Here is a 23312-nt window from a genome sequence, read left to right as displayed (position 1 = left end):
CCCTGACGCCCCTCCATGGGCCAACGGGACGATCTTCGCCAGGCGGCTCCATGTTACCACTGTCCCGTGAACGTTGTGTTTACGAGCAGCATCTGGGACGTTCAAGACCAGAAAACGCAATGTCATCCACTCGACACATCGATGCCGCTTGATCCATCTGAACGGAACGAGCTTCGCCCTGTGCCTGCCGTTTCCTCGGGGGCTCCGAGAGCCCATTGCCTCCTGACCAGCGACTTTGACGAGATCTCCGGCGCGCTGCAGAGATGGGCGTGCGACTTTTCACAACTTGATGAGGGAGAGTTTATCGGCGGTCTCCGATTCGCTGACCTCAAGACCGTGCAGGTCCTCGACGTCCAGCTCAATCGATCGACGCTGCTTCGCGGCGGGCATCCGAAGCGTGCCTACGTGTTCAGCCCGATTGAGGAGTCAAATGAAGGGGCACTTTGGAGAGGCCGGAAACTTCGGCCGGGGATGCTCAACGCCCGGACCGCTGACGTGGAAATCGACCACCGCACATGTCCGCGATACCGGTCGGCCGACCTGGTGATTGACGAAGATCACCTCCGCGCCTGCGCACTGAGCTATCTGGGGGTCGAACTGGACGATCTCATGCCATGCTCCAGCGCGATCGTGGCCGATAACGCGTCGACGTTCCGGTTGGCACAACTCATTCGTGCCACTCTCGGTGATGTCGAATCGCGCCGGTTTGCGAGCCATCAGTGGTCCGTCGACCGACTCGTCACATGCGTGCTGGAACTGCTTGGAGCCGGTCGCCGGCTTCCAGAGGTGCAGACGTCTTCGACACGCCGCAAAGAGATTGTCAGGCAGGTCGAGAGGATCGTGATCGGCGATCCCACTGTTCCACAATCCGCCCTTCAGCTCGCAATGACGACCGGTGTCAGTCGGCGGGCGCTTGACCACGCGTTCCTCGAGGTGACGGGGCTCCCCCCGAAGACTTATCTCAAGGCACTCCGCCTGAACTGCGCGCGTCGAGAACTTCATCAGCATCGCCCGGAACGCGGGATTGTCGGGCGGATCGCATCCCGATGGGGATTTCTTCGCCCGGATCACTTTGCTGCCGACTTTCATCAGCACTTCGGGGAACTCCCCTCGTTTTCAGTCGGTCGCAAGAATGTCGAGATGTCCGCACTTGCCGGCCGGCGATTGGTAACGGAGTCAAGGTAATGCTCCCTTCCGTGCCTGTCGTCCGCCGATCGCGAAACGGCCGAATTGAAACGTAAGCGATGTGGCAAGTCCCGATCGGTCGATGCGCCAGAAGGGCCGAGGATCCACAAATTGTCGTGATCGACAATTAGCGGCAGTCCTTGCCATCACTGCCCCTTGCGTCCTTTCGCCGGCTTGAGGTCAGCGATTGGCGGCGCATCTTGTTTCGGCAGCCAGGCACGATGCTCCGCAAGAATCGGGGCAAACTTCCCGTCGGCCGCGATGTTGTTCCACTCCTGCGGATCATGGCGGTGATCGTAGAGTTCCTCGGTCCCATCGGCGTAACGAATATATCGCCAGTCCCTGCTTCGCACGGCATGATTGCCGCGGCCATACGTCATCAACGCCGGGCGTTCCCATTCCGCGTCCGGATCGCGCAAGAGCGAAGTGAGACTCACGCCTTCACACTCCGGATCAGCCGGAAGCCCGCACAGCTCGAGCAGAGTCGGGTAGATCGTCATCAGGTCGACGGGCGCGTGACAGCGACCGCCCGGCGCGGCAACCCCGGGAGCAACGACAATGAACGGCACATGCGTCGTCTTCTCCCACAGGGCAAATTTCTCGAGGTGCTCCTTCTCGCCCAGGTGGAAGCCATGGTCGGACCACAGCACGATGATCGTCCGTCCGCTTCGGCCGCTCTTCTCGAGCGCCGTCAGGACACGACCGATCTGTTCGTCGGCCAGTGACGCACATGCGGCATAGCTGCGGAGGAAATCGTGGTAAGCCCCGGGGCGGCGCTCATCGAGTTTCCTGAGGCCCTGCCAGAACCAGTCCGATTCTCCGAGCAACGTCCGTGCTCCGGCCGGCAGGTCGGCCATGTCGTCCGCCGGCAGTGGCGGCCCCGTGATGGTTTCAAACGGCACGTGATAAGCGGGCGGTGCGAAGAACGGCGAGTGCGGCTTGTAGATTCCGCACGCCAGAAATAGCGGCTTATCGAGCGGCCGTTCCTGGAGCGCGCGGACGCAGTACTCCGCCGTCTGAAAATCGATCGTCTGCTCGACCGTTTCCGGCCAGCGGCCCCAGTCGGTGTTCTTCGATCCATATTCCGGCGCCCAGTTCAGCTTCTCGGGCGGGTACTGCTGCGGCCGCATGGGCTGAAAGTCATGGAATGACGCTTTGTCGTGAAACGCCCCATCCAGATGATGATGAAAGACCTTGCCGGCGCCGCGGACGTCATATCCCGCCTCCATGAACCGTTGCATCAGCGTCGGTCGTGTAGGCATCGCCCGACGCCAGTCGCTGCGATTCCCATAGACCCCCGTTGTCGAAGGACGCACCCCGGTCAACGTCGCCGTTCGCGAAGGATTGCACGAGGGGGAGGCACAATAGGCTTTCGTGAACAGCATGCCCCGGGCGGCCAGTCGCTCCAGGTGCGGCGTCTTGATCGGCGCCGCAGGATCGAGCAGCGAGATCCAGTCGTTCATGTCGTCAACGACCAGAAACAGCACATCGGGCCGCACCGCCGGCTGCTGCGCGCCGGCGTTCGTCCCGTGGGTCAACAACACGCCGAGTATCCCGATGCATACAAGGCATGCGCGACGCCGCGACCCGCAGTGTGAAGCTGAGCTCATGAAGTGGCGACCAGAATCCGGTGTCAGTTCAGTTGCGATGAACAGACATCAAGTTTTGCACAAAGGTCGACGCATCGCGACGGCTCAGACTTGTTGGAGTTCAGCCGTAATTTTCACAATCCGAGCTCACGGCGAACTGGCGTTGCCGATGCCGCGACGTAAGATGACGCGAGGTTGCGGGCCCGTCGCTTCTGCGGAATTGATGATCGAAGACCGTCGACGGAGATACCACCATGTATTCGCAAAGATCCCGGGCTGCCGCGATTGCCACTGAGTCATCTTCACCCGGCCGCCACTGAAGAAGGGCGTTCAGTCCAGGGCACTGCCGCAAGCAGTGCTTCCAGATTTCGCAGGCCGTCGCAAATGCCGGGAAGTCTCGGCCCCCGCGATGGATCATTAGTCACGATCGATCCTCGAGGAGTCGAAGCGAAGTACACGCATCTGTCCCGAAAGAAAGTTGCGTTGATTGCGACCGTCGCCCTGCTCAGCGCCTTGATCGCACACCCGCATTCCAATTTGGCCATCGCCCAGGATCAACCGGCTTCCGGCGGTACTCCGAAGGTCCTTCCTCGTCCCGATTTCAAGTTCAAGGGGAAGGAAGGCAAGACTTATAAAGAGTCTGACCCACCGCAGTTTCCCCAACCGGCCGCGGCTCCCAAGGGCGCTCCGAACGTCGTACTGATTCTGTTGGACGACACCGGCTTCGGGCAGTACTCAACATTCGGCGGCGGTGTGCCATCACCGACCCTCGACAAGCTGGCCTCAGAAGGCCTGAAGTACAATCGATTTCACACGACCGCTCTGTGCAGCCCGACGCGGGCGGCGCTCATCACCGGCCGGAACCACCATTCAGCGGCGACCGGCGTGATCACCGAAGCCGCCACCGGCTACGACGGCTATACCTGCGTGCTGCCGCGAAGCTGCGGCACGATCGGCGAAGTCCTGCGGCAGAACGGCTACATGACCGCGTGGATCGGCAAGAACCACAACACCCCCGCGTGGGAAACGAGTGCCGTCGGCCCGTTCGACCGCTGGGCCAACGGACTGGGATTCGACTACTTCTACGGCTTCAACGCCGGAGACATGAATCATTGGGATCCCCTGCTCTTCGAGAATCGCAACCTCGTTCCGAAGAGCAACGATGCGAACTACCACCTGACTGAAGACCTGGCGGACAGGGCCATCGACTGGGTCCGGAAGTCCACCAGCATCTCGCCCGACAAGCCATTCTTCCTGTACGTCGCGCCCGGGGCGAATCATTCACCCCACCATGCTCCGAAAGAGTGGATCGACAGGTTCAAGGGGCAGTTCGATGCCGGCTGGGATGCCTATCGCGAGGCGACTCTGAAGCGGCAGATCGAAAAGGGGGTTGTGCCGCCCGACACGAAACTCACCGCGCGCAGCGAGGGCCTGCCCGCGTGGAGTTCACTCAACGACGGACAGAAGAAGGTCTACTCGCGGATGATGGAAGTGTTCGCTGGCTATGCGGCGCATGTCGACCATCACATGGGCCGCGTGATCGATGCGGTCAAGCAAACGCCGAACGCCGAGAACACGATCTTCATCTACATCGTCGGCGACAATGGTTCCAGTGCCGAGGGCGGGATCGAGGGAAGCCTCAACGAGAATCTGTTCTTCAACGGCTTCCCGGAGAAGTGGGAAGACAATCTCAAGCACTTCGACGAGATCGGCGGACCGAAGTGGTTCAACCACTTCCCCAGCGCCTGGGCCCACGCGATGTGCACGCCGTTCCAGTGGACCAAGCAGGTCGCGTCGCACTTCGGTGGCACACGAAACCCGATGATCATTTCGTGGCCGGCAAAGATCAAAGACAAGGGGGGACTTCGCTCGCAGTTCCTCCATGTGATCGACATCGTGCCGACGCTCTATGAGGCCATCGGGATCACGCAGCCCACGATGCTCAACGGCATCGAACAGCGCCCAATCGAGGGCGCCAGCTTCCTCAAGACGTTCACAGAGAAAGCCGCTCCCGAAACCCGCAAGACCCAGTACTTCGAGCTGCTCGTCAACCGCGGCATGTATCACGACGGCTGGATGGCCTCCAGTCGCAGCTTTGTCCCTTGGGTGCCCGTCCGCGGCGAGTTTGACCCGCTCACCGCGAAATGGGAGCTGTATGACGTCTCGAAGGACTTCTCGCAGTCAGAGAATGTTGCTGACAAACATCCGGAGAAGGTGAAGGAACTCGAAGCGATGTTCTGGCAGGAGGCCGAGAAGTACAACGTCCTCCCGCTCGATTGGCGGGCCGTCGAACGGCTCAACGCCGAACTCCAGGGGCGTCCGAGCCTCGCGGGCAAGCGCAACGAGTACGTCTACTACCCCGGCCAGGTTGCCCTTCCTGACGGGGCCGCGCCGCCTGTGCTGAATAAGTCATTCGCAGTGACGATGGACATTGACATCCCTGCGAAGGGGGCCGAGGGGATGGTCTATACGCACGGCGGTCTGACCGGCGGCTACGGCATCTACGTCCGCGAGGGCAAGGCACATTTCGTCTACAACATGCTGGCGATCGAACGGACGACAATCACTTCCGAGACTCTGCCGACAGGGAAGGTCTCGCTGGTGATGAACTTTGCGTATGAGGGCAAGGCCGGCGAACTCGGCAAGCCCGCGACGGTGACTCTCACCGCGAACGGCAAGAAGGTCGGCGAAGGCAAATTGCCGAGGACGGTCCCACTGCAGTTCTCGCTCGGAGAAGGAGTCGATGTCGGCACCGATACCGGCTCGGCGATCGACTTCACTTACAAGCTGCCGTTCTCTTTCACCGGAACGGTCGAGAAGGTGACGATCGACCTCAAGAAGTGAGATCACCTGACGCGTTCAGGCAGAGATGCCCGTCCCATCCTCTCGCCATATTCTGGAGGCTGACACATGCGTTCGCGATTTCTGCTCGCTGTCTCATTGGTTGCAGTCGGCCTTGGACTCGGCGGGGTCGACATGCCCGGCGACGGGAACGGGTTGTTCGCTCAGTCGACAGCTCAAACCGCGTCCCCCGCATCCGACGGCACCCAACTCCCTAAGCCCGATCCGGCCTTCAAGGGGAAAATCGGCGTGACGTTCAAGGACTCGACGCCCGACTACCCGTTGCCGGTGAAGGCGCCCCAGGGCGCTCCCAACGTCCTCGTCATCCTGCTGGATGACGTCGGATTCGGAATGTGCTCGACCTTCGGCGGCCCGGTCCCCACGCCCCACATGCAGAAGCTCGCCGACAACGGGCTGAAGTACAACCGGTTCCACACGACAGCCCTTTGCAGCCCCACTCGTGCCGCATTGCTGGCCGGGCGGAATCATCACAGCGTCGCAACCGGCGTCATCATCGAGATGGGCACCGGCTACCCTGGCTACACGGGGCTCATTCCCGAGAACGCCGCACTCGTCTCTCAAACCCTTCGCGACAACGGCTACGCCACCGGCATGTTCGGCAAGTGGCACAACACCGCCGAGCCCGACATCTCCCCCGCGGGCCCGTTCAACCGTTGGCCGACCGGACTGGGATTCGACTACTTCTACGGCTTCAACCAGGGCGAGACGAACCAGTACTACCCCACGCTCTACCGCAATACGTCGTGGGTGCCGCAGCCGAAGTCGCCGGAAGAGGGCTACCACTTCACCGCCGATATGACCGATGAGGCCATCCGGTGGACCCAGAATATTCGTGCGGCCAGCCCCACCAAGCCCTGGTTCGTCTACTTCAGCACCTCCGGAGTTCACGCCCCGCATCAGCCGCCGAGAGACTATCTCGCGAAATACAAAGGCAAGTTCGACCACGGCTGGGATAAGCAGCGCGAGCTGACCCACGCGAAGCAGCTCGCCGACAAGGTCATCCCCCAGGGAACGAAGCTCACCCCCCGCCCGAGCGAGATCCCGTCATGGGACTCGCGCTCGGCCGATGAGAAGAAAGTCTACACGCGGCTCATGGAGAACTATGCCGCCTACATGGACTACACCGATGCCGAAGTCGGCCGCTACGTCGAAAGCCTCCGCGCATCCGGCGAACTCGACAACACGCTCGTCATGTACATCGTCGGCGACAACGGCGCGAGCGCCGAGGGCGGGCTCGAAGGCACCTTCAGCGAGATCGCCAGCCTCATCGGCCTGCAGCTCGGCCTCGAGAGCACCATCAAGCGCATCGATGAGATCGGCGGGCCGACCAGCGAGCCGCATGTGCCGGTTGGCTGGGCTTGGGCGATGGATGCACCATTCCAGTGGACGAAGCAGGTCGCGAGCCACTTCGGCGGTACGCGAAACCCGATGGTCGTCCACTGGCCGAAAGGCATCAAAGCCAAGGGCGAGCTGCGGACGCAGTTCCACCATGTGATCGACGTGGTGCCGACGATTCTCGATTGCTGCAGCATTCCGGAGCCGAAGCTCGTCAACGGCATTCCGCAAAAGCCGATCGAAGGCGTCTCGATGCGCTACACCTTCGACGATGAGAAGGCGACGAGCCGGCGCACGACGCAATACTTCGAGCTCGCAACCAACCGGGCCATCTATCACGACGGCTGGGTCGCCTGCGCCCGCACCGGACTTCCGTGGGTCACCCTCGGGAAAGACCTGGCCCTCATGCAGGCCGCCCCGTGGGAGCTTTACAACATCGAGAACGACTTCAGTCAGTCCGATGATCTCGCCGCGAAGGAGCCGGAGAAGATCAAGGCGCTGCAGGCCAGGCTCATCGAAGAAGCGAAGAAGTACGATGTGCTCCCGCTCGATCCGCGGTTCAGCGAGCGCTTCGACCCCAAGCTCCGCGAGGCAGGAGACCCGCCGACCGCGTGGACCTACTTCGGCACCAGCGTCTGGCTTCCCGAACCGATCGGCCCGCAGCTCTTCCCCCGCGCCCATACGATCACCGCCGCGCTCGAGATCCCGAAAGGTGGCGCCGAAGGCGTCGTCACGTGCGCAGGATCATTCTCGGCCGGATGGTCGATTTACCTGAAGGAGAAGAAGCCGTACTTCCGCTACACGGCCTTCGATGTCGCCGACGTGACCATCCCCGGCACCGTCGAGATTCCCGAAGGAAAGGTCGAACTGAAGACCGAGTTCACTCCCGACCCGAAGTCGAAAACCAACGGTGGGACCCTGAAGATGTTCGTCAACGGCAAGCCCGCCGGCGAATCGAAGCTCGAACGCACCTTCTTCCGGCACGGGCTCGAACCGTTCGAGGTCGGCCGCGACTCGATCACGCCCGTGGACCCGGCCTACAAGGACAAGGGCGTGTTCGCCTTCACCGGCGCGATCAACAAGGTCGTGTTCAAGCTGACCAGGGAGTGACCGTCCCCCTGCCACTCAAGGGCCGGGGAGCCGTTCCCGGCTCATCACTCATGACACCGCGATGTTGACGACGCGAGGCGTCAATCGTCCGAGCGCGCTCGTCAATGATGTGGACGCAAAAGCCTCAAGTTCGGTCGTCCACGGTTCGCCTCAAAATTCTTCTTGTTCGCGAGCTCCTGTCACGACATTTCTCAACTCTCCTTTCCTGTTTGTGTCCTTTCACAACCGGGCCAATGCGAGGGAGGTTGCGCTCCTCACGGCTCGCATTGGCCCGCCAGCTTACTCGCGCACGACAAGAACCGGGACGCGACTCCGGCGGATCAGGTTCTCGGTCGTGCTGGTGAGGGAAGGCCTGGCAGATCGACTGGTCACAGCGATCAGATCACTTTCGGAGTCGTCAACAAACGAGAGGATTCCTCTCGCCGGATTCGCCGCATCTCGAACAATCTGCGTCTCAACCTCGGGCGCCGTGGCCGTGAAGGTCCGACCTGCCCAACGCAGGTAGGCCTCCGGGCTACTGTGCGCAAATCGCTCATCAGGCTCGCCGGGGTCATCGACATGCAGGATTGTCGCCTTGGCGCAAGAGATCCTGGCAATGATGCCGGACATCTCCAGAACCTGTTCCGATGCCTTTCGTCCATCCAGACCGATAGTCACATGTCGCGGAACAGGATCGGCCGAGAAGTCGACCGGCGAGTCGTAGCCGCGCAGGTAAACGATCGGACGCTTACGTTCGTGGAGCAGATCTCGTCCGACACTCCCGTGAATCAACCGGCCGAGCCATCCGCGCCCGTGCGTCGCCATGACCACCAGATCGGAAGTCCTGGCAACTCGCGACAAGGCTTCAGGAATGCTGGATGCCTGCACCAGGTGACTGACCACCGTCACCTCCGCCATTCGGGCGCCGAACCGCCGCTGCACATTGTCGAGAGAGAGTCGGGCCTCCGTGCGTCGTCGTCCTTCGATCAGGTCAAAAACTCCTGATCCAGGGTGCAGCATTGCGGACTCAGTTGGCGTCCAGGCCCGGACCAGTTTCAGGACGGCGTTCGCGCGCCTGGCAAGCGCCGCCGCAAACGGGATCGCATGCTCGGAGAACTCGGACCCATCCAGAGGAACAACGATGCTGTCGAGTCGCCTGGCGACTGCATCGTCGAGTGACGCCCCGTGATGAAACTGTGGGGGCGACACGCGAATGGAATGGAGGGGACGAGTTGTGGCTCGTGATTCAGTTGACGTGCATGACATTGAACTCCCCTTTCTCTTCAGCGGGCCGCTGTCCGGATCGGGCCTGCGAGCGAGCGCGGCAGGCGAGCACTCATCGCTCGGCAGCCGGTGCCCGATCCGGACTCGAGGGCACGCAAGATTGCAATCGCAAACGCGATGCCAGAGCGATCCACCGACGTCGCCCGCGCCGATTGACGGTTTCAGCATGGTTTGACTCAGACGAGGCAGCATCGAATTCATCGACGTGTCGCCCAAAGTTGACGCGGCGTGGCCAGACGTTGACGAATTCGGCCACCACAGAAGTCGTCACACGAACTCCGGATGGCCGGGAGAGCCAATTCGTGCCGCAACTCATGGAAGTCCCGGGCGTTCAAGCCGGCCCTTTGAAGGTCCCTCGATGCGCTGCCGCGGCCTGGAATGCGCATGTCCCACCGGCTTGCCGACCCCGGCAGGCTCCAGTCACACTCGATGTCCATGTCACACACGATCACCGTCTTCGTCGCTCTTGCCTGTGCCCTGCCCCTCGCCGTATCAGCGAGCGCAGAAGATGCGAAGCGGGACTCGGCCGGTCCGCGTCCCAACATCCTGCTCATCGTCTCGGAAGACAATGGGCCTGATCTCGGCTGCTACGGGTCCGGGAAGGTGAAGAGCCCGAATCTCGATCGACTGGCCGAATCGGGAATGCTGTTTGAGAACGCGTTCGTGACGTACGCCGTCTGCAGCCCGTCCCGCAGCACGATCCTGACAGGGCTGTATCCGTTCCAGAATGGGCAGATCGGCCTGGCGACGCATGGGTACCGGATGTTCGACCACATCGTCGACACGCTGCCGGCCGTACTCAAGCGGGCCGGCTACCGGACGGGATGCCTGGGGAAGATCCATGTAAACCCCGTGTCGGCAATCCCGTTCGACTTTCATCCCATCAAGGCGGACAACTTCGGCAAGAAGGGCCTGGAGCGTTATGCCGACGAGGCAGTGCGGTTCGTGAAGGACGGTGACTCCCCGTTCTTCCTGATGGTGAATTTCCCCGACGCCCATTTCCCGGTCCACAAGCAGGTCGAAGGCCGGCCTGCTCAGCCTCTCGACGGCGGGGATGTGCAGGGAGCACTTCCGTATGTGGGAGCCAACAGCGAGCGGCTGCGCGAGTTCACTGCGAACTATTTCAATTGCATGATGCGACTCGATGAGGCGGTCGGTCTGCTGATGAAGGGCCTCGAAGCCACTGGCCGGCTCGACAACACGCTGATCATCTACCTCGGCGATCACGGAGCCCAGTTTCCGCGATCGAAATGCACCAGTTACGAAGCAGGGCTGCGGGTTCCGATGATGATGTCCTGGAAAGGGCACATCGCGCCGTCGCAGAGGAACAGCAGCCTCATCTCCTCCATCGACCTGTTCCCCACGATCCTGGACGCAGCCGGGATCGAACCGAGTTCTGGCCTGCCAGGGATTTCACTGCTGCCATTCATCAGCGGTGAGAAGAAGCCATGGACCCGCGAGTACGTATTCTCCGCGGCCGAGGGTTCGACGCCGTTCTGGCATTATCCAAAGCGGACCGTCCGAAACGGGCGGTACAAGCTGATCCTGAATCTCCTCGGAGGGACTGAGAACCCGATCTACGCAGCTTACGAAGGCCGGAAAGGCCACTTCTCCGGGGGAGCGACCCAGTCGGAAATCGATGCGGCCCCCCAGGAGTTCAGGACGGCCTACGAGACCTGGAAGCGCCCGCCGATGGAGGAACTCTATGATCTCCAGAGTGATCCCTGTGAACTGCACAACCTGGCTGCAGACGCGCGGCACCGGGCCACGCTCGATCAGCTGAAAGGCGTTCTCGCTGAGTGGCGAGTGCAGTCCGGAGATCCATTCCTCGACGATGCCAAGGCCGCGCGCTACGCGGCCGAGTGCCGGGAGATCCTCGAACGCTACCCGAACCGCGACTATGCGAAAGATCCAGAATTCCGCTGGAAGTACCCGGACGATTTCTCAAGGTGAACAGGCACTGGAAGTCAGGGCTTCACCTGGTCAGTCATCCGACTCGCCGATGCGGTTCTGCCTCCCGCCCCGCTGAATCGTCGCAGGTCCTTGGCAGAGGTTGCAGCGTCACAAGTGCGAGTGACTCCTCCGTGGCCACGGGCCGCCACCATCGAGCGTCCAGGCCCTCCCTCCGCTGAAATTGAGAAGAACAGAGGAGACCAATATGTTCAGCGAAGTCGAAATGAAGCACCTCCGCCGCTGTGTCGAACTGGCGACGGAGGCCCTGGAGGCGGGCGACGAGCCGTTCGGCTCGGTACTCGTTGGCGCGGACGGGACCGTCCTCGCCGAGGATCGCAACCGCGTTGCCTCAGGCGACCGTACCCGCCATCCGGAGTTCGAGCTGGCGCGATGGGCGGCCAGGAACATGTCCCCCGGGGAACGATCGGCCGCGACCGTCTTCACCTCGGGTGAGCATTGCCCGATGTGCGCCGCCGCGCACGGCTGGGTCGGTTTGGGCCGAATCGTGTATGTGAGCTCCTCCCAACAACTGGTCTCCTGGCTCGCCGAGCTGGGGGTTCCCGCATCTCCGGTGAGTCCTCTGCCGATTCGAGCCGTTGTCCCTGGCCTCCTGGTGGAGGGGCCAGTTCCCGTCCTCGCAGACCAGGTCCGCGAACTCCATCGCCGGTTCGCTCAATCAGGACACCCGAGGCATTCGCGGTCGTGAGGCTCCATGGCCAACGAGTCCGGTAACCAACGTTCGGCGTCGTGGCGGTCGGAATTTTCCCAGGGCGTTCTGTCGAATCGGGGCCTGATTGTTCGTCAATCTTTCGACGGCAGGGCAACGAGCCGGCCGGAAGACCATTTCAGGAGACGTCATGCCTCAATTTCTGGTTGCCATTCACCTTCCCGACGACTTTGACCAGCCGGCCGCCGAAGCGGATGCCGAGATGGGTCGCGCGATCGACGTGCTCAATGAAGAGATGATCGCTGCCGGCGTCCGAGTATTTGTGGGGGGGCTGCACCCCGCCCGCCGGGCGAAGTCGCTGCGGGCAAAAAGCGGAAAGGTGCTGGTCACCGACGGGCCGTACATCGAGACCAAGGAGCACATCGGCGGTTTCTGGGTGCTGGACGTTGCTGACCTGGAGGCGGCGCTGGGGTGGGGGCGGAAGGCGGTGATCGCGTGTCGGGCGCCGGTTGAGGTCCGCGAGTTTCAGTGAGGCCGGCGTCGACCGAACCGATGTCACGCCAATGAGTTGGCGTCGATTGGTACAGTGAGTTCGCGATTCCCGAAAAATTCCTGCCTGGACGTGTCGATTTTGCGCCGGGCCGTTCGTTCGCTTTGAGTGCGGTCGGCCGAGAAGCGTGCCGGAGCCGCCTCCAGAATGGCAGATTCGCATCCGCGGAGACGCAACATGCAGGTCATGGTATTGGGCAAGGCCACGCGAGAGACGGAAGCGGGGGCCTTGCCTTCCGAGCGTGCCTGGGAGGAAATGGAGCGGTTCCACGAGGAACTGATCAAGGCGGGGATCCTGGTCGGCGGCGCCGGCCTGAAGCCGAGTTCTGCGGGGGTTCGCGTTGGCTACTCCGGCGAAGGGACGACCGTCACGAACGGCCCGTTTCCTGAAACCCGGGAACTGGTTGCCGGCTACTCGATCTGGGAGGTGACATCGATCGACGAGGCGATTGCCTGGGCCAGGCGTTTTCCGATGCCGGAAGGCTCGGAAGTCGAGATCCGCCCGATCTTCATGTACTCGGCCGAGGAAGTGAGTGAGATCATGGGCCAGACCCAATAAGGGCTGGCATCCAGGGCAATGGTGCAGATGAGGCATCACAGGCGACCGACCGACGACGAGTCGCGATCGGTGTCCTGAGAAGTGAATCCAGTGTCGACGGGCGTTCCGTCGTTCGAGGACCGACATCGCGGGGGCGCCCCGCACGGCAGGAGAAGCAGACATGGCGACACCGGCAAAGAACACGATCTGTCTCTGGTACGAACGTGGGGCCGAGGAGGCAGCCCAGTTCTATGCCCGGACATTTCCCAATTCGTCAGTCGGCGCTGCGCACCGCGCGCCGGACGATTATCCCTCCGGCAAGAAGGGCGATGTCCTGACCGTCGAGTTCACCGTCATGGGCATCCCGTGCATTGGCCTCAATGGCGGCCAGGGGCCGAAGCACAGCGACGCGTTCTCGTTCCAGGTGTCGACCGCGGACCAGGCGGAGACGGATCGCTACTGGGAAGCGATCGTGGGCAATGGTGGTGAGGAGAGCATGTGCGGCTGGTGCAAAGACAAGTGGGGCATTTCGTGGCAGATCTCGCCGAGCGCCCTGATCAAGGCGGTCACCAGCCCGGATACCGCTGCCGCCCAGCGCGCGTTCAATGCGATGATGGGGATGAAGAAGATCGACATTGCGACGATCGAAGCGGCCTTTCGCGGCTGAGTGAGCGGTTTCGACCGGCCGCCGCGTCTCGCGACGTTGCGGCCGGATCTCCCGCGCGATCGATCGCCCCCCATGGAGCCGGTCGATTGTGTGGGCTCCCCGCCCTTCTCGCCGCGAAGCGGGACGTTGAATCGATGCGAGGTCTGGCCGGGCGTAGTCCCCAACGCATACAAATGGGCCGAGCACCCTGCGTGAAGTTCGCTGGGTCATGACCCAGCCGACGGGACTCATTGTGGACGTTGAATCTTCCCAGCCGCTTGCGGCGTCTGCCGCCAAGGGGACAAAGCGGTTGACCTTTGTTCGCGTTCTCGCACTCGTAGCCATCGCTGTCACGAGTGCGCAGGTCGTCGATCACTTCGCGATCACGGCCCCGTTCTGCGGCGGCGACCTGGGCTGCTCGAGCGTCACGTCGACCGGCTTCGCCAGGCCGCTGGGCATCCCACTTTCGGTGCTCGGGCTGGGAGCATTTACGGCCTATCTCGGCCTGAGCCTGATGTCGGGCCGACCGGCCCGGACGGTTCTGGGGTGGGCTTCGATTGTGGCCGGAGCCGTCGGCATCGGGTTGATTCTCGTCCAGAAGTATCAGATCCAGCAGTATTGCCCGTTGTGCCTGGTGATCGACTCGGCCGGCATCCTGATGGCGGTGACCGACTTCTTCTTTCCGCTCGCGGTGGCGTCGCCGGCAACAGGCCGCCGCGGTCCGTGGATCAGCGCGGCGGCGGTCCTGGCGATGGCTCCGGCGGTGTGGTTCCAGTTCCAGCCCGATCCCGTGGCGCCGGATTATGTGCGAGAGCGATGGATCGATGGGAAGGTGAATATTGTCGAAGTGTTCGACTTTGACTGTGTGTTCTGCCGCGACACGCATCCGGTGCTGAAAGAAGTTCTTGCAAAGGCAGGCGACGACATTCATTTCGTCCGCATCCCGCTGGCGATGGATCCCAACGGGCTCAGCAAGCAGGCAGGCCAGATCTACCTGGCGGCCGAACGCACAGGAACCGGCGAACAGGTGGCCGATAAGCTCATGGAAGGGGAGCAACTGACGCAGGAACTGATCACGGCGGCCGGCGGCTCGGAGGCGACTGCGAACGAAGCGATCGGCGCGGAGATCGATCGCGCCAACGCGGCCTATCACGCATCCAGCCACAAGGGACTGCCTCAGATCTGGGTCAACAACCTGCTCTTGATCGGCGCGAGCGAGAAGGGCCGGATCGAAGCGGCGATCGGAAAGGCGCGGTCCAAGGTCGAAACGCAGCAGGCCAAACAACAGGCCAGTGAGCCAACTCGCTGATTCAATCCGCTTGCCGACGCGAGGTTTGAGGAGGGGTCACCCGTTTCTATCGGAGGCGAATACCGTGGGCGTCTTCATTCCGTTCATCAGCATCTTTTACATCGCAGGCTTCGTGATCCTGGGTTGGGTCGTCAGAGGGGCCTACCAGTCAACGCAGGCGGCCACCTGGCCTACAGCAGCGGGAACGATCACCAGCCTCGAGGTCGACGACGTATCGGACAGTGACGGGACGGCGTACGAGGTGAAGGTCCACTACTCGTACTCGGTCGCCGGAACGGACTACGAGGGCTCGAGACTGGCGTTCGGTTATGGCGCGAGCAGCGGTTGGAAGGCGGCGCAGCAGATCCGGGAGCGACTCCAACAGGCCAGGGAAGTTGCGGTTCGCTACGACCCGGCGGATCCCTCCGTTTCCTGCCTCTCGTACGGCTTTCATCGAACGCTTCAGTGCGTCCTTGCGTTTGGAATCACGTGGCTGTTGTTTGTCATCGGATTCACGCTGATGTTCTGGCTGTTCTCGCGCCCGGACACGGTCCTGCTGAACAACCTGCTGGTGCAGTAACCAGGCCCACACTGGCGTGGCGGAGATCGCTTCAGCTCCCGGCAGCCGGCAGCTTCTGCATGATCGTCTTGTATTCCTCCAGGCGCTTCAGCGATGCGGGATGCCGGTTGTCCCGGAGCCAGGTCACGAACGACATCCGCGTCGTCGGGACTGGCTTCTTATTCCACAAGAGCCCCTTCCCTTCGACCGTCACGCTTCCCGCACCGAGCGGATCAATCCGTCCGTTGAAGTAGACAACCTGTTCCCCCTTCTTGAACAACAGGGAAGCCGACTTCTCGATGGGCGTTCCGAAGTCGTTCGCTTCCCAGCCCCGGTCGGTCATCGCTTTCCGGAATTCCTCAGTCACCAGCTTCAGCGGGACCTCGCCTTGGAATGGATACGTCACCGACGGGCGATTCTGGTCATACTTGATCGCCCCGGCAATTTGAGGCGTCGGGACGTCCACCGCTTCGATTCCTTCACTGGCCGATTCCGGTTTCTTCTCTTCGGTCTTTGATCCTGCCGATGGTCTCTCGTCGTCTTCCACCGGTTGCCACGACTCGCGGCTGAACTTGCCCGCACGCACGCGAGTCGAGCCGTCGGACAACTTTCGCAGGCCGATCGTGACGTCGCGCTGGCCACTTGTGTAAGGCAGGTAACAGACCCCGTGCTCTTCATCGATCCGGCGGCCGGTGGTCTGCTGCGTCCATCCCTGCTTCGCCATAGCTGTGTCGTAAAACTCGGCGGCCTGCTTGAGGCTCATCGAGGTGTTCGCGACAAGCTGGGGCTCGAGGTAGTTGTCCCACTCAACCAGGCCTGAATCGGGCGGAATCGGAAGCGCATGCAGGTTCAGCGAGGCGGAGTACTGGACGTTGTAGATTCCCGGCTGATCCTTCTCGGGCCGCACAAACACGCTCAACACGGCGCCGTTCTTGACGAACTCCATCTGCCGCGCGTCAGACTCTTCACTCTGGCGCGAGTTGAGTCGCGCCACGGTCGTCCAGCCAGCTCCATGCAGGAGCGGGAGGAGCTCGGTTTCAATCTGCAGGAGGTCCGCCTTGACCGTGTAAAGCACCGTGCTGTCCCCTGAATACGTCTCCTTCTGCATCAGGTCCTTCAGCCTCGGCGTCTGACGGATGTCGTAGTTGCCGAGAAACGTCAGTGAGACATACGTCTCGGCCGCCCCGGAGGGATAGACGGACAGCAGGGCCATGTTGCCGTTCTTGACGAAGCGAAGCATGTCGGGCGTCGCGGCCTCTGTCGTTTCTTTCCACTGCTGCTGGCCGAAGAGGTATCGATAAAAGAGTTTTGTTTCGTCGACGCCTGCAGTTGCGGAATAGTTGAGCGAGTTGAAGCTGGCGTCGGCCTTTGTGGCATGCGGAAGTTTCGGCAGCAGGCGCACATCGAGCGTCCGGAGAAGCTGATCCACACTGGCCGGCTCCGCCGGTCCGGGCATTGCCGATTCCGCGGGCTTCGGCAGCGGCGTCATTCCGAGCGATTTCGCGGCCTCTTCGGTGCCCCAGAGACGGACACGCCCATTGTCGGAGGCCACCAGCAGCAGAGATTGGCCGGGCATCCAGCTGATGTCTGTGGCCGCATGACCGGCGACATCGATCACCTGCTGCAGCTGCCCGGATTCCGCGTCCCAGATGCGAATCGCCTCCCCATTCAGCGACGCGAACTGCCCGCCGTTCGGCGAGAATCGAGTCTCTTCATTGCGCGCGTAGTTGCCCGGATAGGCTCCAGCCAGGGCGTTGGTTCCAAGATCCCAACGCTGCAGGCCTTTGTCGTTGGCGAACAGGAGCTCCTTTCCGCCGAACGACACGCCGCTCACGTTCTCATAACGGCCGGCCGGGTAGGTCGTCACGCGCGACCCATCGGCAGTGTTCCACGACGACATCGACTCGCCCGCGGCAATGAGCAGTTGCGGGCCGATGTATGTGAGCTGCTTCACTTCGCGGGTGTCGACACTGAACTTGCGAATCGCTTTGAGCTCCGGTGCGGCCCAGATCTCGATGTCCTTCGTGTACGCAACCGTGGCGATCTCTTTTCCATCTGTGGAGATGGCCAGGTGAGAGATGCTGTGCTGGCCTGTCTTGACCGAGGCGATCTCTTTGCGATCGGTGATGCTGAAGACTTTCAGGATGCCGCCCTTGTTGCCCGCGGCGCACCATTCTCCTCCGGGTGCAACGGCAAACGCTGTGAGCCGCTCGTCTTCCGCGGTCCTGGCTTCGAGGAATGTGTGTTCCACCTTGTCGCTGGCGACTGAGCTGAGTGACAGGCCCGTGCCGCCGACGAGGTAGTGCTTGCCATCCGGGAGCACTTCGAGAAACGAAATGAATCCGGTTTGAGTTCCGTCGCGGGAGGCGAGGAGTTGCAAGGGTTGGCCGGGGCGTGACTGCCAGCGAGCGATCTGATCCGCGGATGGCTTGGGCAACTTCGCGGTGTCGATCGTCGCCAACGCCGGAGGGGTGTTTCCGGCAGTCGACCGGGCTGCGGCCGCATTGGGTGTCGGCATCTGTGTGGCGCCGTTCGCATTCTCTTTGACTTGAGGCTGCTCACTCCCTGAGGCACCGGATGTCGATGGGGACGGCGGGGCCGCGGCGGGCTCATTGGTTGGCGAACTGCAGCCGACACAGGGCGGCAGGCAGCACAGAAGAGTCAGTCGACAGACGATCCGCTGAATCGTTTTCATGCAGAGTTCATCCCGCAGCTTCGAGGAGGGGCCCGCCGGGATGATGACGAGTCGGCTCTCTGGAAGCGATCCGGCGCGGGATGCCCGGCGTCGTGTATCGAGACGCCCTTACACCTTGAGCATTCCCCGGAAGCCCCTGGCGGCGTAGTAGGATTCGGCTCCGTTGTGGTAGAGGAAGATGTGGCCGAAGCGGCGATCGCAGAAGAGGGCTCCGCCGAGCTTCCGGATGTCGGCGGGCGTCTGCACCCAGCTCGACGTGGCCTTATCAAACTCTCCGAGCTTCTGAAGTTCCCGGTACTGCTCCTCCGTCAGGAGGTCGATTCCCATTTCGGCCGCGAGACCAACGGCGCTGTGTTTCGGCTTGTGCTCTTTCCTGGATTCGAGCGCCTCGGGGTCGAAGCAGATGCTCCGGCGACCTTTCGGCGTTTCGGCAGAGCAATCCACGAAGATGGACTCGCCCGATTTCCGGTCGTGGCCAATCACATCCGGCTCGCCGCCGGTGCTTTCCATTTCATTGAGCGACCACAGCTTCCCGGGGCTGGCGATGAGCCGGGGCAGGACTTTGGCCCAGGCCAGCCCTTGATGACGGGCCATGTTGTTCTCAAACCGGGTCGCGAGCGTCTTGAGCAGTTCGTCGCGTCGTTCGGTCGACAACGCGTTCGTGGAGGTCGCCTTCTTGGCCATGGTTTCCTGCGAGTTTCAGGGAGAAGTCGTGAGCGTCCGATCAGGCCGACCGCTTTGAAAGCAGCCGCCGCACCCAATGGCCCTTCCACATCCACAACCCCGTAAGGACAAGGATGGGGAGGAAGAGATAGCGGGTGGGAGCTGCGTAGTTCGGAATCTCTTCGAACGGGCTGTAGACGTAGCCGATGATCGGGATGCTGAAGACGAGGTGAATCCAGCGGAGGATCGTGCGGGAAGTGCTGGAGGTCATGACGCAGGGATCTCCCGTGTTGATGACTCACTGCAGCCGGAGCGTAAGTTCGCGACGACATCGGAGAGCTGCTTGAGCATTTTCGCCCAGCCGAACTCGGCGCCGTGGAACGCCTGTTTGCCGAAGGGGCTGGAGACATCGAACCCCGAATGCTCGAACAGGAGACGCGTTCCGTCGCCATCGGGCTCGAGTCGGAAGCTCACGCAGGTTCCCGTGAGTTCGCCGGCAGACCACGTGAAAATCAGGCGGCTCGGCGGTTCACACTCGAGCACTTCGCTGTCGACGATGAGTCCTTCGAATCCCACCTTCGGATTCGGCGGGACACGGAATGTGAAGGTGTGCCCGACGCGGGGCTCGAAATCGTTGGGAAACATCCACTCGGCGAGAGTGGCGCTGTCGGTGATCGCCCGCCAGACCTGCTCCCTCGACTGCGGGAGCCGGAGTTCTTTGCGAATCGTTTGAGTCATTCTTCGTCCTTTTTCGACAGCAGATTCTGAAGCCGCTGGAGGCGGTCATCCCAGAACCTTTCGTACTGGGCCATCCAGTCGCGCACCTCGCCGAGTCTGTCGGGGATGAGGTGGTAGTGACGTTCGCGTCCGCGCCGCTGCTCGGTCACCAGGCCGGCATCCAGGAGAATGCGGAGGTGCTGCGAGACGGCCGGGCGGCTCATCTGGAAGTGCCCGGCGAGGGTATGAACGGAGCGATCTGTCTCGATGAGGAGATCGAGCATCCTTCGTCGCGCTGGATGACTGATCGCGGCGAAGACGTCGTGGGTCGGTTCGGCAGTCGCTAACATGCCGCAGAAAATACGTAAGAATACACTTACGTGTCAATCCAGATTGCAGACACGCCTGGATTCCTGCGCTGATGCCGCTCGGAGACCGGGCTTCCCGAATCGATCGGCCTGCAGCGGGCAGCTGCTACTCGTCGGCCGGAAGGAGGTTCAGCCGCCGGCCGCTGGCCTTGAGGTCGTCGACCATCTTGCGGACGGTGGGCCAGCGGTCGCGCGGATCGTTGGCCAAGCCCTTCATGACGGTCGCGGCCACCTGCTCATCGATGCCGGGAACGAGCTTCTTGAGATCGCGCGGAGGTGTGTTGATGTGCTGCAGCACGCTCTCCATGGTGTCGGCCTGATCGGTCTTCCAGGGAAGCTGTTTGGCGAACATTTCGAAGACGGTCACCGCGTACGAGAAGATGTCGATGCGTTCGTCCGTCGCCAGCCGCTTGATGAGTTCCGGGGCCATGTAGCTGGCGGTGCCGGTGCGATTGCCCGGGGCGCGGAACGGTGGCGTATTCGGGACGACCAGGCCGAAGTCGATCAGCTTCACGACGTCTTCGTCGGAGACGATGATGTTCCGCGGGCAGAGGTCGCGGTGGATCCACTGGTGCCGATGGAGGTAGTCGAGCGCCTCGCCGAGCTGGACGGCATACCAGAGACAGTTCGTTTTCATCCGCTCGTTCTGGCGGTCGACCAGGTAGCTCAGTCCGACGCCTTCCACGAACTCCATCACCAGGTACTGTTCACCGTCGGTCGTCAGTCCATGCTCATGAGTGCGGACGATGTTCGGATGACGGAGCCCGATCGCGACGACCCCTTCGGGTGGCCGGTTCAAACCGACGAAGCGTTTCTCGAGGCGGGCCGTTTTCGCCTTGTCGAGGACCTTGAGCGCGACGGGCTTGCCGGACATCGAGTCGCGGGCGCGCCAGACCTTCGACATACTCCCCTGCCCGACCCGCCCGATCAGCTCGAACCGTTTTTTGACGTCGACTGGCCTGGCCTTGGCGGGGCCCGGTGCGAACAGTTTTTTGAGGAACTTCATGCGTGATCCAATCCGCGTGGAACCGGTTCCTCAGCGAGATGCGTGAATGCCAGGAAGCTCCCTCATCTTGTTCCCCAATCGGGGCTGCCGCAAGGGGATGGCTGGCGACGATGGTTCATCGGTCAGCCGCCATCCTGCCGCGGCGTCCGAAGGGTGCTCGGGGCGACGATCGGTCCGTACATGTCGGGCCGGCGATCGGCGACGCGGTCGATCACATGCTTGCCGGGGCTGCGGACGATCCGCTTCCGGCGGGCCCGTTCGGGGTCGATCTCGGCGATCAGGATTTCCTCGTGACCGGCAGACGCCATCGCCATCACGTCGCCGTTCGGTGCGCAGATGCTGCTGCGGCCGATAAAGGTCGTCCCCCGCTCTTCTCCGACGCGATTCACTGCGAGGTAATAGATGCCATTCTCCATGGCCCGCGTGCGGATGGCGTGCTCGGCCAGGCATTCCGCCCCGGGAGGCCAGTTCGTCGGCAGCACAACGAGATCCGCGCCGAGGAGGGCGAGGCATCGCGACGATTCCGGGAACCCGGAGTCGTAGCAGATGTTCATGCCCAGCCGGACTCCGTCGACCTCGTGGAGATCGAACGCGCGGTCGCCGTAGGTCGTGAACTTGTCGATGCCGAGCCAGGGGAGATGGACCTTGCGATAGGTCGCGATGAGCCCTTGGGGCCCGACGAGGACGGCCGCGTTGTAGAGGTCGGTCTCGGTCTTCTCGAGCGTTCCGTAGACGGCGTAAGTGTTCCCTGCACGGCAGGCGGCGGTGAGCGTCTCGACCGAGCCGCCCTCGAGCGTTTCGCCGTACTGCCGCCCTTCTTCGAGCGAATCGAAGCAGTATCCGGTCGCCGCGCATTCCGGAAAAACCGAGAGCCGCACTCCGCCGGACGCGTTGTGGCGGATGAAGTCGGCCATTCGTTTGGAGTTGCCGGCGACGTCACCGATTTTGACGTCCATCTGGACGGCAGCGATCAGCATGGGGGAACACTTTTCGTTGAGGGTTGTTCGCGCAACGGAGCGGCTGGCGCCAGCCGCTCACGCCGCAGGCCGACGCGCCCCGTTCACCGGGGCGAGTTCGTCTGATCAGAACAGGAACTTCACGCAGACTGGCTTCGGACACGCGATCTCGACGCCCGTCTTCTCCAGCTTGCCGGTCTCCTGGTTGATCCGGAAGACGACGACGTTGTTGGAGTCCTGGTTCGCGACGAGCATGAACTGGCCAGTCGGGTCGATGCCGAAATTGCGCGGAATCTTGCCGCCGCAGGGTTCCTGGCCGAGCGACTTCAGCTCGCCGGTCTTCGGGTCGACCGAGAACATCGCGATGCTGTCGTGGACTCGATTCGAGCCGTACACCCAGTTGCCGGAAGGATGGACCTGCACCTCGGCCGTCGAATACTGCGGGCCCTTGATGTCGTCGGGAACGGTGCTGATGGTCTGCATGGCATAGAGAACGCCATGCTGGGGAGCGTAGCGCAGGGCCGTGATCGTCAGCGAGATTTCGTTGATGACGTAGGCGAAGTTCCCGCCGGGATGGAACGCGAAATGGCGGGGCCCATCGACCGGCCGCAGCGATGTGGACGGCGGATCGTTCGGCGTGAGCGTCCCCTTGTCAGCGTCGAACCTGTAGACGAGCAGCTTGTCGAGCCCCAGGTCGGCCGCGATCGCAAAGGCGTTGTTGGGGTCGACGTTGATCGAGTGCCCGTGCGGGCCCTGCTGGCGTTTCTTGTCGGCGACTTCGCCGGTGTGCTGGATGAACGACGAGGCGGGCTTCAGCGTGCCGTCTTCATTGATCGGCAGGCACGCGACGCTGCCCCCGCCGTAGTTGGCGACGAGCGCGTTTCGGCCGGAATGATCGACGACGATGTGGCACGGTCCGCCGCCGCCGGATGACTGCTGGTTCAGGGGCTTGAGGTTCTTCGTGGCCGCGTCGATCTCAAAGGCCGCGACTCCGCCGGCGTTCTTTTTCCCTTCGAACTCCGCCAGCTCGGCCACGCAGTACAGGTGCTGGCCATCGGGAGCGATCGCGAGGAACGACGGATTGGCGATCTCGGCCTTGAGTTCCGGCTTGCTCAGTTCGCCTGTCTTGAGATTCAGCTTCGAGGCATAGATCCCCTTGCTGTCGCTGCCGCGCGTGTAGGTTCCGAAGTAGACGGTGACTTCGGAAGGAGATTCAGCGGCGTGCGACATGGAAGCCAGTGGAGCGAAGGCCAGCGCGGCGAGGAACAGAATTCTTCGTGGCATCGAGGAGGCGCTTTCGGAGGAGGAGTGGGAAAGCCCGGCTTCTCCGGTTGCCGCAGAGGAGAAGCGCCGGGATCGCCGC

The 23312-nt window shown here is 62.4% G+C and carries 20 protein-coding genes; 10 read left to right on the top strand and 10 right to left on the bottom strand.

Translation table 11 applies throughout. The features are described 5' to 3' along the window. Window positions 1–66 precede the first annotated feature (66 nt). Window positions 67–1185, top strand: coding sequence for a helix-turn-helix transcriptional regulator (locus tag Pan44_RS03625; RefSeq protein WP_197453818.1), 1119 nt, complete (start codon window positions 67–69; stop codon window positions 1183–1185). A gap of 146 nt (window positions 1186–1331) precedes the next feature. Here the strand turns inward: Pan44_RS03625 and Pan44_RS03620 are convergent, their stop codons facing one another. Then, window positions 1332–2729 carry a sulfatase gene (locus Pan44_RS03620; protein WP_197453817.1) on the bottom strand — a complete coding sequence of 466 codons (1398 nt, stop codon included), beginning with the start codon at window positions 2727–2729 and terminating at the stop codon, window positions 1332–1334. Window positions 2730–3158: 429 nt separating this feature from the next. Between Pan44_RS03620 and Pan44_RS03615 the strand changes: the two genes are divergently transcribed. Together Pan44_RS03615 and Pan44_RS03610 are read left to right on the top strand one after the other, a co-directional pair. Beyond that, window positions 3159–5618 carry an arylsulfatase gene (locus Pan44_RS03615; RefSeq protein ID WP_145027336.1) on the top strand — a complete coding sequence of 820 codons (2460 nt, stop codon included), beginning with the start codon at window positions 3159–3161 and terminating at the stop codon, window positions 5616–5618. A gap of 66 nt (window positions 5619–5684) precedes the next feature. Continuing rightward, the gene (locus tag Pan44_RS03610; protein WP_145027334.1) at window positions 5685–8081 is read left to right on the top strand and encodes an arylsulfatase; all 2397 of its coding nucleotides are present in this window, start codon (window positions 5685–5687) and stop codon (window positions 8079–8081) included. Window positions 8082–8360: 279 nt separating this feature from the next. Here the strand turns inward: Pan44_RS03610 and Pan44_RS03605 are convergent, their stop codons facing one another. Further along, window positions 8361–9326, bottom strand: coding sequence for a universal stress protein (locus Pan44_RS03605; RefSeq protein WP_231754218.1), 966 nt, complete (start codon window positions 9324–9326; stop codon window positions 8361–8363). A gap of 453 nt (window positions 9327–9779) precedes the next feature. Between Pan44_RS03605 and Pan44_RS03600 the strand changes: the two genes are divergently transcribed. The 7 genes from Pan44_RS03600 to Pan44_RS03570 all read left to right on the top strand — a co-directional run bounded on the left by Pan44_RS03600 (window position 9780) and on the right by Pan44_RS03570 (window position 15565). After that, on the top strand, window positions 9780–11297 hold the full coding sequence (locus Pan44_RS03600; RefSeq protein ID WP_197453815.1) for a sulfatase family protein: 1518 nt from the start codon (window positions 9780–9782) through the stop codon (window positions 11295–11297). Between the two features lie 205 nt (window positions 11298–11502). After that, window positions 11503–12003: a nucleoside deaminase gene (locus Pan44_RS03595; RefSeq protein ID WP_145027328.1), complete on the top strand. Its 501-nt coding sequence runs from the start codon at window positions 11503–11505 to the stop codon at window positions 12001–12003. 151 nt (window positions 12004–12154) lie between these two features. Beyond that, complete coding sequence (locus tag Pan44_RS03590; protein WP_145027326.1) at window positions 12155–12496, top strand: YciI family protein; 342 nt, start codon at window positions 12155–12157, stop codon at window positions 12494–12496. A 195-nt stretch (window positions 12497–12691) separates the two neighbouring features. Beyond that, window positions 12692–13072 carry a YciI family protein gene (locus Pan44_RS03585; RefSeq protein ID WP_145027324.1) on the top strand — a complete coding sequence of 127 codons (381 nt, stop codon included), beginning with the start codon at window positions 12692–12694 and terminating at the stop codon, window positions 13070–13072. A 160-nt stretch (window positions 13073–13232) separates the two neighbouring features. Beyond that, window positions 13233–13718 carry a VOC family protein gene (locus tag Pan44_RS03580; RefSeq protein ID WP_145027322.1) on the top strand — a complete coding sequence of 162 codons (486 nt, stop codon included), beginning with the start codon at window positions 13233–13235 and terminating at the stop codon, window positions 13716–13718. A gap of 208 nt (window positions 13719–13926) precedes the next feature. Next, window positions 13927–15006 (top strand): vitamin K epoxide reductase family protein, encoded by a 1080-nt coding sequence (locus tag Pan44_RS03575; RefSeq protein WP_145027320.1) that lies wholly within the window; start codon window positions 13927–13929, stop codon window positions 15004–15006. 64 nt (window positions 15007–15070) lie between these two features. Then, window positions 15071–15565, top strand: coding sequence for a DUF3592 domain-containing protein (locus tag Pan44_RS03570; RefSeq protein WP_197453814.1), 495 nt, complete (start codon window positions 15071–15073; stop codon window positions 15563–15565). 31 nt (window positions 15566–15596) lie between these two features. Here the strand turns inward: Pan44_RS03570 and Pan44_RS03565 are convergent, their stop codons facing one another. The 8 genes from Pan44_RS03565 to Pan44_RS03530 all read right to left on the bottom strand — a co-directional run bounded on the left by Pan44_RS03565 (window position 15597) and on the right by Pan44_RS03530 (window position 23233). Further along, window positions 15597–18062, bottom strand: a complete 2466-nt coding sequence (locus Pan44_RS03565; RefSeq protein WP_145027316.1) for a WD40 repeat domain-containing protein — start codon at window positions 18060–18062, stop codon at window positions 15597–15599. 285 nt (window positions 18063–18347) lie between these two features. Continuing rightward, the gene (locus Pan44_RS03560; protein WP_145027314.1) at window positions 18348–18923 is read right to left on the bottom strand and encodes a DUF4256 domain-containing protein; all 576 of its coding nucleotides are present in this window, start codon (window positions 18921–18923) and stop codon (window positions 18348–18350) included. A 40-nt stretch (window positions 18924–18963) separates the two neighbouring features. Further along, the gene (locus tag Pan44_RS03555; RefSeq protein WP_145027312.1) at window positions 18964–19173 is read right to left on the bottom strand and encodes a hypothetical protein; all 210 of its coding nucleotides are present in this window, start codon (window positions 19171–19173) and stop codon (window positions 18964–18966) included. Further along, window positions 19170–19640: an SRPBCC family protein gene (locus tag Pan44_RS03550; RefSeq protein ID WP_145027310.1), complete on the bottom strand. Its 471-nt coding sequence runs from the start codon at window positions 19638–19640 to the stop codon at window positions 19170–19172. Before Pan44_RS03550 ends, Pan44_RS03555 begins: the two co-directional genes overlap by 4 nt. Further along, window positions 19637–19969: an ArsR/SmtB family transcription factor gene (locus Pan44_RS03545; RefSeq protein WP_145027308.1), complete on the bottom strand. Its 333-nt coding sequence runs from the start codon at window positions 19967–19969 to the stop codon at window positions 19637–19639. Before Pan44_RS03545 ends, Pan44_RS03550 begins: the two co-directional genes overlap by 4 nt. A 124-nt stretch (window positions 19970–20093) precedes the next feature. Next, window positions 20094–20993 (bottom strand): serine/threonine protein kinase, encoded by a 900-nt coding sequence (locus Pan44_RS03540; protein ID WP_145027306.1) that lies wholly within the window; start codon window positions 20991–20993, stop codon window positions 20094–20096. Between the two features lie 122 nt (window positions 20994–21115). Then, the gene (locus tag Pan44_RS03535; protein ID WP_145027304.1) at window positions 21116–21970 is read right to left on the bottom strand and encodes a carbon-nitrogen hydrolase family protein; all 855 of its coding nucleotides are present in this window, start codon (window positions 21968–21970) and stop codon (window positions 21116–21118) included. A 105-nt stretch (window positions 21971–22075) separates the two neighbouring features. Beyond that, the gene (locus Pan44_RS03530; protein WP_145027302.1) at window positions 22076–23233 is read right to left on the bottom strand and encodes a lactonase family protein; all 1158 of its coding nucleotides are present in this window, start codon (window positions 23231–23233) and stop codon (window positions 22076–22078) included. Window positions 23234–23312 lie beyond the last annotated feature (79 nt).

Origin of the sequence: Caulifigura coniformis (assembly GCF_007745175.1) — a bacterium.
In the GTDB taxonomy this organism is placed as follows: Bacteria; Planctomycetota; Planctomycetia; order Planctomycetales; family Planctomycetaceae; genus Caulifigura; species Caulifigura coniformis.
This window is presented reverse-complemented; position numbering and strand designations above follow the sequence as displayed.

Excerpts from the sequence above, each read along its gene's own strand:
- Pan44_RS03550 (WP_145027310.1), bottom strand. The coding sequence starts at position 19,640 with ATGACTCAAACGATTCGCAAAGAACTCCGGCTCCCGCAGTCGAGGGAG.
- Pan44_RS03615 (WP_145027336.1), top strand. The coding sequence starts at position 3,159 with ATGCCGGGAAGTCTCGGCCCCCGCGATGGATCATTAGTCACGATCGAT.
- Pan44_RS03575 (WP_145027320.1), top strand. The coding sequence starts at position 13,927 with ATGACCCAGCCGACGGGACTCATTGTGGACGTTGAATCTTCCCAGCCG.
- Pan44_RS03555 (WP_145027312.1), bottom strand. The coding sequence starts at position 19,173 with ATGACCTCCAGCACTTCCCGCACGATCCTCCGCTGGATTCACCTCGTC.
- Pan44_RS03545 (WP_145027308.1), bottom strand. The coding sequence starts at position 19,969 with ATGTTAGCGACTGCCGAACCGACCCACGACGTCTTCGCCGCGATCAGT.
- Pan44_RS03595 (WP_145027328.1), top strand. The coding sequence starts at position 11,503 with ATGTTCAGCGAAGTCGAAATGAAGCACCTCCGCCGCTGTGTCGAACTG.
- Pan44_RS03535 (WP_145027304.1), bottom strand. The coding sequence starts at position 21,970 with ATGCTGATCGCTGCCGTCCAGATGGACGTCAAAATCGGTGACGTCGCC.
- Pan44_RS03605 (WP_231754218.1), bottom strand. The coding sequence starts at position 9,326 with ATGTCATGCACGTCAACTGAATCACGAGCCACAACTCGTCCCCTCCAT.
- Pan44_RS03565 (WP_145027316.1), bottom strand. The coding sequence starts at position 18,062 with ATGCCGACACCCAATGCGGCCGCAGCCCGGTCGACTGCCGGAAACACC.
- Pan44_RS03585 (WP_145027324.1), top strand. The coding sequence starts at position 12,692 with ATGCAGGTCATGGTATTGGGCAAGGCCACGCGAGAGACGGAAGCGGGG.
- Pan44_RS03600 (WP_197453815.1), top strand. The coding sequence starts at position 9,780 with ATGTCACACACGATCACCGTCTTCGTCGCTCTTGCCTGTGCCCTGCCC.
- Pan44_RS03560 (WP_145027314.1), bottom strand. The coding sequence starts at position 18,923 with ATGGCCAAGAAGGCGACCTCCACGAACGCGTTGTCGACCGAACGACGC.
- Pan44_RS03540 (WP_145027306.1), bottom strand. The coding sequence starts at position 20,993 with ATGAAGTTCCTCAAAAAACTGTTCGCACCGGGCCCCGCCAAGGCCAGG.
- Pan44_RS03580 (WP_145027322.1), top strand. The coding sequence starts at position 13,233 with ATGGCGACACCGGCAAAGAACACGATCTGTCTCTGGTACGAACGTGGG.
- Pan44_RS03590 (WP_145027326.1), top strand. The coding sequence starts at position 12,155 with ATGCCTCAATTTCTGGTTGCCATTCACCTTCCCGACGACTTTGACCAG.
- Pan44_RS03530 (WP_145027302.1), bottom strand. The coding sequence starts at position 23,233 with ATGCCACGAAGAATTCTGTTCCTCGCCGCGCTGGCCTTCGCTCCACTG.
- Pan44_RS03610 (WP_145027334.1), top strand. The coding sequence starts at position 5,685 with ATGCGTTCGCGATTTCTGCTCGCTGTCTCATTGGTTGCAGTCGGCCTT.